The 9,844-nt window shown below is 38.9% G+C and carries 9 protein-coding genes; 3 read left to right on the top strand and 6 right to left on the bottom strand.

The features are described from left to right. Positions 1-806 precede the first annotated feature (806 nt). The 5 genes from ACK2WI_RS01560 to ACK2WI_RS01540 all read right to left on the bottom strand — a co-directional run bounded on the left by ACK2WI_RS01560 (position 807) and on the right by ACK2WI_RS01540 (position 7,088). The gene (locus ACK2WI_RS01560; protein ID WP_409149521.1) at positions 807-2,255 is read right to left on the bottom strand and encodes a bifunctional 2-methylcitrate dehydratase/aconitate hydratase; all 1,449 of its coding nucleotides are present in this window, start codon (positions 2,253-2,255) and stop codon (positions 807-809) included. Positions 2,256-2,278: 23 nt separating this feature from the next. Next, complete coding sequence (gene prpC / locus ACK2WI_RS01555) at positions 2,279-3,436, bottom strand: 2-methylcitrate synthase (RefSeq protein ID WP_409149519.1); 1,158 nt, start codon at positions 3,434-3,436, stop codon at positions 2,279-2,281. A 1-nt stretch (position 3,437) separates the two neighbouring features. Further along, positions 3,438-4,316: a methylisocitrate lyase gene (gene prpB, locus ACK2WI_RS01550; RefSeq protein WP_093097348.1), complete on the bottom strand. Its 879-nt coding sequence runs from the start codon at positions 4,314-4,316 to the stop codon at positions 3,438-3,440. Between the two features lie 185 nt (positions 4,317-4,501). Beyond that, complete coding sequence (locus ACK2WI_RS01545; RefSeq protein WP_093097347.1) at positions 4,502-4,984, bottom strand: very short patch repair endonuclease; 483 nt, start codon at positions 4,982-4,984, stop codon at positions 4,502-4,504. Positions 4,985-5,039: 55 nt separating this feature from the next. Next, complete coding sequence (locus tag ACK2WI_RS01540) at positions 5,040-7,088, bottom strand: M48 family metalloprotease (protein ID WP_409149516.1); 2,049 nt, start codon at positions 7,086-7,088, stop codon at positions 5,040-5,042. 246 nt (positions 7,089-7,334) lie between these two features. On the opposite strand from ACK2WI_RS01540, the gene ACK2WI_RS01535 reads away from it, so the two are divergent. From ACK2WI_RS01535 to ACK2WI_RS01525, 3 genes are read left to right on the top strand one after another with little or no spacing between them, the layout of a single operon-like run. Next, positions 7,335-7,970, top strand: coding sequence for a DUF6266 family protein (locus ACK2WI_RS01535; RefSeq protein ID WP_409149514.1), 636 nt, complete (start codon positions 7,335-7,337; stop codon positions 7,968-7,970). Then, a complete protein-coding gene (locus tag ACK2WI_RS01530) occupies positions 7,970-8,431 on the top strand; it encodes a DUF5675 family protein (RefSeq protein WP_409149512.1) in 462 nt (153 codons plus the stop codon). The genes ACK2WI_RS01535 and ACK2WI_RS01530 overlap by 1 nt, the downstream gene beginning before the upstream one ends. A gap of 24 nt (positions 8,432-8,455) precedes the next feature. After that, positions 8,456-8,644, top strand: coding sequence for a hypothetical protein (locus ACK2WI_RS01525; RefSeq protein WP_409149510.1), 189 nt, complete (start codon positions 8,456-8,458; stop codon positions 8,642-8,644). 57 nt (positions 8,645-8,701) lie between these two features. Here the strand turns inward: ACK2WI_RS01525 and ACK2WI_RS01520 are convergent, their stop codons facing one another. Further along, the gene (locus ACK2WI_RS01520) at positions 8,702-9,826 is read right to left on the bottom strand and encodes a lipid II:glycine glycyltransferase FemX (protein ID WP_409149508.1); all 1,125 of its coding nucleotides are present in this window, start codon (positions 9,824-9,826) and stop codon (positions 8,702-8,704) included. Positions 9,827-9,844 lie beyond the last annotated feature (18 nt).

The following is a 9,844-nucleotide window of genomic DNA, read 5'->3' as shown; positions in this document are numbered from 1 at the left end:
CTATATTTATTTATCTGGAGAATATATTTTATCCGCCATACATCCCTAGCGGGGATGAATTATTTTAGCATGGATGGTAAACAATATAGGGGTAATGCAAAAACGATGTTCGATTAATCGAACATCGTTTTTGCGCGACTTCCAGGCTAACGTGCCATGCCAGCTAAAATAATGGAACCCCAAAAGGGGTTATATCTTTAAAATTTAAAAAACATTTTTTTGCCTTGCACATTTCTGTCATCACCTTCCGATAAATTTAGTCCAAATTTTTACTTCGTCAGAATGACGCCGGGAAGGAACGATTTTGTGATAAACTGCCCTAGAAGGGCAGAATTATTTCAAGTATGTTAGGAGCGGGCTTATGCAATAAGCCCCTACGAAAATGGGGTTAAATCTGCCACAGAAAGCAATGTTCATTCGCACGATCTTGGTTTATCCAGTGTGTAAACGTCATCTCGGCGGTTATCGAAGTCGAGATGCCGCTCGAGGATCAAGGACCTGTTCGCCAATGGAATTCTGGTTTGCATGGTTCCGAGATTCTTCCTTCGTCAGAATGACGTCGGGAAGGAACGATTTTGTGATAAACTGCCCTAGAAGGGCAGAATTATTTCAAGTATGTAAGGAGCGGGCTTATGCAATAAGCCCCTACGAAAACGGGGATAAATTTGGCCTAGAAAGCTATGTACATTCCCACGATCTTGGTCAATCCTCTAATCCCGTACCCTGAGCCGCTCCCTGAGCGGAGCCGATGGGGCGTCGAAGGGCATCCTGGTTCAAAAAAAAGCGGCCTACCAGCCGCTTTTTCTTTATACCATTAAATCCACTAATTCATGGACTGGGATATCTTTGATTTTATCATAATCCAAGGTGTTTTCGAGGATTGTTTTTTGTTGTTTTTCTGCGAAAACACGTGCAAGGTTGATTTTATATTTTTCTATCAATTTAGGGATTCCTTCATCTCGGCGTCTACGGTGTCCAATTGGATATTCAACAACCACCTCTTCGAAGATGCTACCATCATTCAGTTCGAGGGTTAATGCGTTGGCAATGGATCTCTTTTCTGGATCGTGATAATCCTTGGTGAATTGCGGGTCTTCGAAACAGGTAATTTTCTCTCTCAAGGCATCAATCCTCGGATCAGAAGCAACATTGTCTTCATAATCAGCGGCTGTAAGACGACCAAAGATCAAAGGCAAAGCCACCATATATTGGATGGCATGGTCACGGTCCGCTGGGTTGTGAAGAGGACCTTTTTTATCTATGATTCGAATGGCTGCCTCATGGGTTCTAATTTTGATGCTTTTGATATCATCAGAAGTCTTACCTGCATCTTTTAATTGCTGATGTAAGGTCATTGCAGCTTCTACAGCCGTTTGGGAGTGGAATTCTGCTGGGAATGAGATCTTAAACAATACATTCTCCATGACATAAGTGCCGTAAGGACGTTGGAATTTAAATGGATTACCTTTAAACGAAACGTCATAAAAACCCCATACTGGAGCTGTTAAGACAGATGGGTATCCCATTTCACCTTTTTGGGCAATGAGAGCCAAACGAACTGCTCTCGATGTCGCATCACCGGCAGCCCAAGATTTTCGGCTTCCAGTATTTGGAGCATGTCTATAGGTTCTCAGTGACTGTCCATCCACAAAGGCTAAAGAAAGGGCATTGATCAATTCTTCTCTGTCCAATCCCAAAAGTTTACTGACAACTGCTGTAGAGGCCACCTTCACTAAAATAACATGGTCAAGTCCAACCTTATTGAATGAGTTTTCCAATGCCAACACACCTTGAACTTCATGCGCCATGATCATTGATTCCAATACGTCTAGCATGACCAATGGTTTTTTACCGGCAGCAATTCTATTTCTAGAGATCCAATCGGCTACTGCCAGAATTCCGCCTAAATTGTCTGAAGGGTGTCCCCATTCTGCGGCCAACCAAGTGTCGTTGAAATCTAGCCAACGCACCATTGCGCCAATATTGAAGGCTGCTTGGATCGGGTCTAATTGAAATGGAGTTCCTGGAACCTTGGCGCCATTTGGAACTACTGTTCCGGGAACAATGGGCCCCATAAGTTTTGTGCAAGCAGGATAGGTTAAAGCTTCGAAACCACAACCGATGGTATCGAGGAAGCAATAGTGTGCTGTTTTTAAGGCAAGGTCACTATTGATTTTAAAATCAAGGATATAATCTGCAATATCAACCAAAACCTGGTCAGGATTTGGTCTGTTGTTTGAAATATGTGATGACATTCTAATATATAAGTGTTTTTATGTTAATTTTTTCTGTCGGCTAAAGGTATGAATTCCCTGTTTTCAGGACCGGTGTAATTGGCACTCGGTCTGATAATTTTACCATCTTGTCTCTGTTCGATCACATGGGCTCCCCATCCTGAAATCCTGGACATAACAAACAATGGTGTAAACATGTCCGTAGGGATTCCCATTAAATGGTAAGCCACTGCAGAGAACCAATCCAGATTCGGGAACATGCGTTTTTCATCCCACATTACGGTTTCTATCCGTTCTGCAATATCAAATAAGCGCATATCGCCACTTTCTTCAGATAGTTTTTTGGCAATTTTCTTGATGACTTGGTTTCTAGGGTCGGCTATGGTATATACGGGATGCCCAAACCCAATGATAACCTCTTTATTCGCTAACCTTTTTTTGATGTCAGCTTCGGCTTCATCGGCATTGGCATAGCGTTCCTGAATTTCATAAGCAACCTCATTTGCCCCACCGTGCTTGGGTCCTCGGAGGGCACCAATTGCACCTGCAATACAGGAATAGATATCAGATCCTGTACCCGCAATGACTCTTGCGGTAAAGGTCGAGGCATTGAATTCATGCTCAGCATATAGGTTTAGCGAAACCTGCATGGCATGTACCCAGGACTCACTAGGTTTTTTTCCGTGCAATAAGTGCAGGAAATGTCCTCCGATTGTAGCGTCATCCGTTTTTACATCGATTTCTTTTTGATTATGGCTATAGTGATACCAGTATAGCAGGGCGGATCCCATGCTTGCCATTAATCGATCGATAATATTTCTGGTGGTTTCTATCTCGTGTTGTAGCGGTTCAGGTTCTAGATTTCCAAAAACCGAAACAGAAGTGCGAAGTAAGTCCATTGGATGGGCAAATTCTGGAATCAGTTTCAGGACCTCTTTCAAAGGGTCAGGAAGTCCACGGTCTTTAATGAGTTTTTGCTGGTAAGTTTCCAATTCTTTTGAAGTTGGAAGATGTTCATGGATCAATAGATAAGCTACTTCTTCGAAAGTTGCCTGTTCTGCAAGATCAAGAATATCATAACCTCTATAATGCAGGTCATTTCCACTTTTACCTACGGTACAAAGGCTTGTATTTCCAGCGGGAACACCCGAAAGGGCAACGCTTTTTTTAGGTTTGAAACCGGATTCATTTGCTTCTTTCATATTATTTGTTTTTAAATAATTGGTCTAGTTCGTTTTCATAACGGTAATAATCTATACTTTTATAAAGTTCTTCTCTGGTTTGCATACTGTCGATTACCTGAGCTTGCGAACCGTCATTCCTGATATGTTGATAGACATTAAGAGCTGCTTTATTGGCGGCACGAAATGCAGAAAGCGGATAGAGGACGATAGAGACCCGCACATCTTTTAATTGCTGTACGGTATAAAGGTCTGTTTTTCCAAATTCCGTAATATTGGCAAGGATCGGGAGACCGGTTGCTTCAGCGAATCGCAGATAATCTTCTAACTTGGTTACTGCTTCTGCAAAAATGAAATCTGCCCCTGCAATTTGATAGGCAACAGCACGTTCCAAGGCTTTATCCAATCCTTCGGAGGCTAGGGCATCTGTCCTGGCACCAATCTGGAAATCAGGGTCTGTGCGTGCATTGACTGCGGCTTTGATTCTGTCGACCATTTCTTCTGTAGAGACCAGTTCTTTGCCGGGTCTATGGCCACAGCGTTTGGCACCGACTTGGTCTTCCATGTGGATTCCCGCAGCACCTGCCTTTTCTAAGGATTTGATTGTCCGAGCAATATTAAATGCCGATGGTCCAAAGCCGGTGTCGATATCGACTAATAAGGGGAGGGAGCAAACATTGGTGATCCGTTGAACATCGATCAGGACATCCTCCAGTGTGGTGATTCCCAAGTCTGGAATTCCTAATGAACCAGCTGCTACGCCGCCACCAGATAGGTATATAGCTTTAAATCCAGATTGTTCAGCCAATAATGCATGGTTGGCATTGATGGCGCCTACGACCTGTAATGGGGTTTCAGATTGAATAGCTTCTTTAAATTTACGACCTGCAGAATCCTTCATATACGTGATGGGATAAATAGTTTATAAAATGATAATTGGAGGGGAAAATTAACTAAGGTAACGTCAATTTGCCTCTCTCTTAAAGGTAGGAAAATTTATGGGTTATAGGAATTTTTAAACTGGAAAAGATGAATAAGAATATGGCTTATAAGGATAGGAATAAGCTGAGTTTGAAAGTGTTTGGATTAGGGGTATAGGCTTCTGGTTTCAATATACAGGTCGATTTGGTTCAATACTTTTTTCAGGTCCTTTAAAACTTCATGGGACCAAAATCTAAATACCGTATAGCCGAGGTCGCGCAAGGCTTTATTATTGAAGTAATCTTTTTGCATGTTCCTTTCGATTTTTGGAATCCAAAAGGCTTGGTTGCTTTTTATTCTTGTTTTCACATTCTCCCAATCATAGCCATGCCAAAATTCACCATCGACAAAAATGGCAAGTTTATATTTCTGGATGACTATATCTGGAGTTCCCGGTAATTTCTTTTGGTGAATGCGGTAGCGAATGTTTTTGTTCCAAAGTGCTTTTCGTAAGATAATTTCCGGTTTCGAATTCTTGCCTTTGATTTTAGACATAATCTTACTCCGCTTTTTACTGGTGTAAAAACCCTTCGCCTCTTCAAAACGAGGAACCTGTATCGGAGTAGGATTATAGAATTTATTAGTCATGTATTAGGATATCAATACCTAACCTCTGAAAAGGTTTTCTTCAGGATAGTATTTTTTATTGCGAATCATAGATTTCTTTTTGGAACTTCAATAATTTGTATTTATGAAGAAAATAGGACCTAAATATCAGGTTGTAATAATTATGTATAGCCGTGAAAAGCAAGGTTAAATTGTTGTCATCGTATTGATTTGCTTTGAAATATTCCAGCTCGTTGTTTTGGAATTCATTTAAGGAATTCAATAAATCTTCTGGCAATTCTTCAACTAGTTCCGAATTTGTAAGAAGTGCTGCAATTTCTGTTTTTAATCTCATTTCCAAGGGCTTGTTTTTCATCAAGTTGTTGATGATATCAGAATATTCGACCTGTTCATAAATGAAATAATATTTTTGGTTCAGCTCAAAATAGAATTCGATCTTTTCATTGAAGATGGTATCCATTTCTTTCAAATCTTCATAGTATTTCTTTAACTGGTTTTTAGACAGATCATTTGCTGCGAGGCTATAAAACGTCTCAAATGCTTTTTTGTTTATTTCATTTATCTGAGCCTGTTTGGTTTTTATTTCAACTTCCACAGCCTCTAAAATTCGATTAGCTTCTGAACTTTTGTATTTGACCCCATCATAATCAAAAGATTTAATATTGTAGGCTTTCTTGTTGATATCGATTAAGGTTTGTTTATCATTCGATAAGGAATTAAGTTTAAAGGAAAGATCTCGATTTTGATCTGAAAAGAGCTCGGAAATTGGGATAGGGGCAGCATGGTAGTCAACCTTTGAAAAATCGTCGATGATCGGATTCAGAAAGAAGTAAAAATCATTATAAATTTCATCAAAATCATTTTTTTCAAAATCCTTCGCAAAGTTATGTTGAAACTCTATTGGGTCGAGGAGTTGTATCTGACCTTGATGATTGATGTTTGCAAACAAATAGTCTTTTATTTTTTGAAATAGGATTTCCTTGTTTCTGAGGATGTTGATCGCAGGAGCTTGATTATTGTATGCGACCTGGATATTTAATTTGGAGATGGCGTTGATGCGATCTTGGGTAGAAGGATGTGATTGCCATTGGTTGTCGATATTTAATTTTGATTTATTGAATTTGGATTCTGCATCCAAAGGAACGTTAGGAAATCCATTTTTGATTTCATATTTGTTCTTTTTTGCGAGAAATAAGTTGACGGAATGATGGTTTTCATAAAAATCCTGTGGCATCCAATTTAATTTTTGGTTTTTCTCGTAAAAGGATATGACACTTTCCATGGAATGGTTTGCAAAGCTTAGCCTTTTTAAGCCATCGGTCATGGCATTAGATCCAGCCACATTTGCGGCGATTTCATCCGCATGGAATTCCATTTCTCTAGATAATGCTAAGTAATTGATGTTAACATAATCATAGAGTTTTTGGAGGATCTTTTGGATGCCGTTTATGGAGAGTATTGAAATGTTTAATGGCAAAGCGATATAAGAACTTAAATTGGCAAGATTCTCATGCATTTTCTTTAACGTGTCATTGTTGTATAACATATTGAAAATAACATTGTTGACGTTGTAGACATAACTGCCGACCTTCATGCTTCTTTGTGAGAAGTGTCCAAATTCATGTGCTAGTATCGCCCTTAATTCTTGATTAGTTAACGAATTAATTAATCCTACGCCAATTTGGAGGTTTTTTCGGACGGGGAAAAACATACTCCAAAAGCTCGAATTATAAAATACGGAAGCATTAACGTTATGAGATAAAAAGACCTTTTGCGGGAAGTCTGTTTCTATTTCTTTCACTAAATCATGAATCATTGCAAATAATTCGGGTTGTTCATCCTGGGTGATTTCTATGAAATCGCTGGTGTCGGTTTTATTAGTGGCGAAAATGAATTTGATCAAGAAATAAAGAATCATAAAACCGGCTGCAATCAATCCTAAACCTAACGTAATGGTCAAGAAGTTTGGATAATTGATAATCGCCCAGATTCCTATATAAGTAAAGAAAGCCGTGATCCCAATACTGATTAATAGCAGGATGCTGTAAACAAGGATAAAAATTAGGATGGAAAACAATGTTTTTTTAACTCGAGATTGAAAAGCTGGGGAAACTTGAACGTTCATATTAGTTGATTAGTTAGGTCTAATATAGAAATTTATTGGAAACAAAATTCAATACCTAGTTTGATTTTGAATTAGGGGATATGGAGGAGGATGAATCGGTATAATTCCAAAATGGTTCAAGACGTTTCAATTTGAGTCATTTGCTGTCAAGATGAAAATAAGAGCTGGTAAAATTAGAGTTTAGCTGTCGATATCAAAACAGTATTGCATGCAATCGAATGGTTAAATTTTAAAAATTAAAAAAAAATGGCAATTATTTCAAACGGAATTTTAGGGAGTTTTTCAGGAAAAGTAGGATCAGTTGTAGGTGGAAGTTGGAGGGGCATCCAATACATTCCTTCACTACCCAAAAAGGTCAAACGCGTACCGACGGAAAAGATGTTAAATCAACAGGCAAAATTTGCTTTGGCCATGAGTTTTGTGAATCCATTGAGAAGTTTCTTAAAGGAAAATTACGAAGATGAGAAGATCAGGTACATGACTTCAGCCAACCTTTTGTCCAGTCATATTTTAAGGCATGCGGTTCAAGGCAACTTACCTGAAATCAAATTGAATTATTCTAAAATTATCATCAGCAAAGGGACAGTGGAACAGTTGCTGGATATAAGTTCAGAAAAGTTAGATCGAGTAATATCGGTTAAATGGGGCGCTGAGGAGAAGTACTTAGTCCCTTTAGCTGAGGTTGAGGTTCGGGGCGTAATTTATAATGAAAATAAGAATCATTTCCATCACTTTAAATTGGGATCTCGAAAAACTGCGCAGGGTGAAATCTCCTTGAGATTATTTGACAAGGGCGAAAAATTGGCAATTTGGCTGTATACTATGGATAAGAAAACCAATAGGATTTCTGAGAGCCAATTCATTAATGATTTTACTGTTTAATGATTGAATTGGTAAGAGTTCACAGTGCTGAGAACAGCACTGTGTCTCATCTTTATATCGACGGATTATTTGCTTGCTATCTATTGGAGGATAAGATTAGGTCCAAGAAGATTTTTGCCAAGACCTGTATTCACGAAGGGATCTATCCCTTGTCTTTGAACACAACGGCAGGAATGAACAGTCAATATTCGCCCAAGTTTGGTCGGAGGCACAAGGGCATGTTGGAAATCCAGAAAATTCCAGAATTTTCATTAGTGTTTTTCCATATTGGCAATTATCACACAGATACCAAAGGCTGTCCATTGATGGGAAGTTATTTTCGGAAAGAAGGCGATGATTTTATGGTCTTGCAATCTGCTCTGGCTTATAAAACCTGGTATCCAGTTTTAGTCGAGAAAATAAAGATGGGAACCGGAAGAATCAAAGTTGTTAACCGCTTGCAGGAATTTAATTATGATTAATCCTAAAAGCAAAAATGAAAATTAATGAAATTATTATTAGAAGCTTTATCTCAGGTTTTTTTGATGCTGAGGTCATCATCCATAAAGTTTTCAGGAAAGGTCTTGATACTGATCAAGTACTTGGGTTTGTTGCTTGATATTTTGAAACAATGGTTTTATGCAAATCAAACTACTGCAAAAAGTCCAAAAGTGAAAAGGTTCGTATTTAGATAATTGGTTGGATTAAATAAAAGTGGCAGTCCTGGATTGGACTGCCATTTTTTTATTTTTTTAATTCAGATGGTAACTTTGGTTTTGGAATTCCATGGATGCGTAATAGTTGTATTTTTCTTTATTCAAAGGATAATCCCAACAACCCATCCTGTGGTAAACCTGACCTCCGAAACCTGATTTGAAACGATATAGACCATACATTGGATGCGATTCATCTGCCTGTGGGGAAATCCCAAAAAAGTCATATTCAGTACATCCTTTTTCTTTGGCTATTTGCATAGCTTTCCATTGCAAGGCATAGGTCGCCATATAATTCCTGTTCTCTGTTGCAGAAGCTCCGTAAAGATAAGTTCCTCTATTTCCGGCAAGAACTAAAAACATGGCAGCCAAAGGTTGATCATCAACTTCCGCAACCAATAAGAAAACTTGAGCAGGCGATTGGGTGTCATTTGCCCTAGCGCTCAGTACCAACTTGAAGTAATTGATATCATGCAGGAAGAAATTGTTCCTTTGCGCGGTTTGTCGGTAAAGCTCATACCAAACATCCAGATTTTCTATGCCTAGGGAACGGATTTGTACTCCTTTTCTTTTTGACAGATTGATATTGTAACGGGTTTTGGATTTCATGTTAGCCAAGATATCTTCCTCATCTTTTTTGAGGTCCATGAAGATGGTGTTGGAAGGGAGGATATCCGTGTTGGCCTTACGTAAATTCCAATTTTCAGTATTGAAGTTGAATCTTAATTCTTGAATTCTTTTTTCAGGTACACCGATCCAGTTACCATGGATGTCATAGCAATCCTCTTCTTTTGCCCATAAGGACTCCCATGATAGGTCATAGCGAATCATTATGCAAGAAGGAGGGAGGTAACTTCGAAGGCTTTCAGAAAGTTGTTCTAGGAAATAACCTTGGTTTTCAGCTTCTGGTTCAATTTCTGGGCCATAAGGAACATAAGCAATACAATGTTCGGCATCGAGGTGTTGGATGATAATCAATAAGTCGCCAACAATATAGGTGTCATCTGAAGGATGATTGAACAAGTCAGCTGATTTTACCCTAAAATTATAGGCAACGCTCTGAACCCCTTGCATCTTTTTAACTTCAGACCAATAGGCCGTCTGTTGGATGATGGAGGTTCTGTAGATTTCCTTTATCTGTTTATCTTCTAAATCTGCGATCATGATGCTCTTAATTCGATT

It is taken from the genome of Sphingobacterium sp. BS-2 (assembly GCF_046161205.1).
GTDB lineage: Bacteria > Bacteroidota > Bacteroidia > Sphingobacteriales > Sphingobacteriaceae > Sphingobacterium > Sphingobacterium mizutaii.
This window is presented reverse-complemented; position numbering and strand designations above follow the sequence as displayed.

Bases quoted from the DNA above. Each gene is read 5' to 3' on its own strand.
- ACK2WI_RS01560 (WP_409149521.1), bottom strand. From the start codon at position 2,255: ATGTCATCACATATTTCAAACAACAGACCAAATCCTGACCAGGTTTTG.
- prpC (WP_409149519.1), bottom strand. From the start codon at position 3,436: ATGAAAGAAGCAAATGAATCCGGTTTCAAACCTAAAAAAAGCGTTGCC.
- prpB (WP_093097348.1), bottom strand. From the start codon at position 4,316: ATGAAGGATTCTGCAGGTCGTAAATTTAAAGAAGCTATTCAATCTGAA.
- ACK2WI_RS01545 (WP_093097347.1), bottom strand. From the start codon at position 4,984: ATGACTAATAAATTCTATAATCCTACTCCGATACAGGTTCCTCGTTTT.
- ACK2WI_RS01540 (WP_409149516.1), bottom strand. From the start codon at position 7,088: ATGAACGTTCAAGTTTCCCCAGCTTTTCAATCTCGAGTTAAAAAAACA.
- ACK2WI_RS01535 (WP_409149514.1), top strand. From the start codon at position 7,335: ATGGCAATTATTTCAAACGGAATTTTAGGGAGTTTTTCAGGAAAAGTA.
- ACK2WI_RS01530 (WP_409149512.1), top strand. From the start codon at position 7,970: ATGATTGAATTGGTAAGAGTTCACAGTGCTGAGAACAGCACTGTGTCT.
- ACK2WI_RS01525 (WP_409149510.1), top strand. From the start codon at position 8,456: ATGAAATTATTATTAGAAGCTTTATCTCAGGTTTTTTTGATGCTGAGG.
- ACK2WI_RS01520 (WP_409149508.1), bottom strand. From the start codon at position 9,826: ATGATCGCAGATTTAGAAGATAAACAGATAAAGGAAATCTACAGAACC.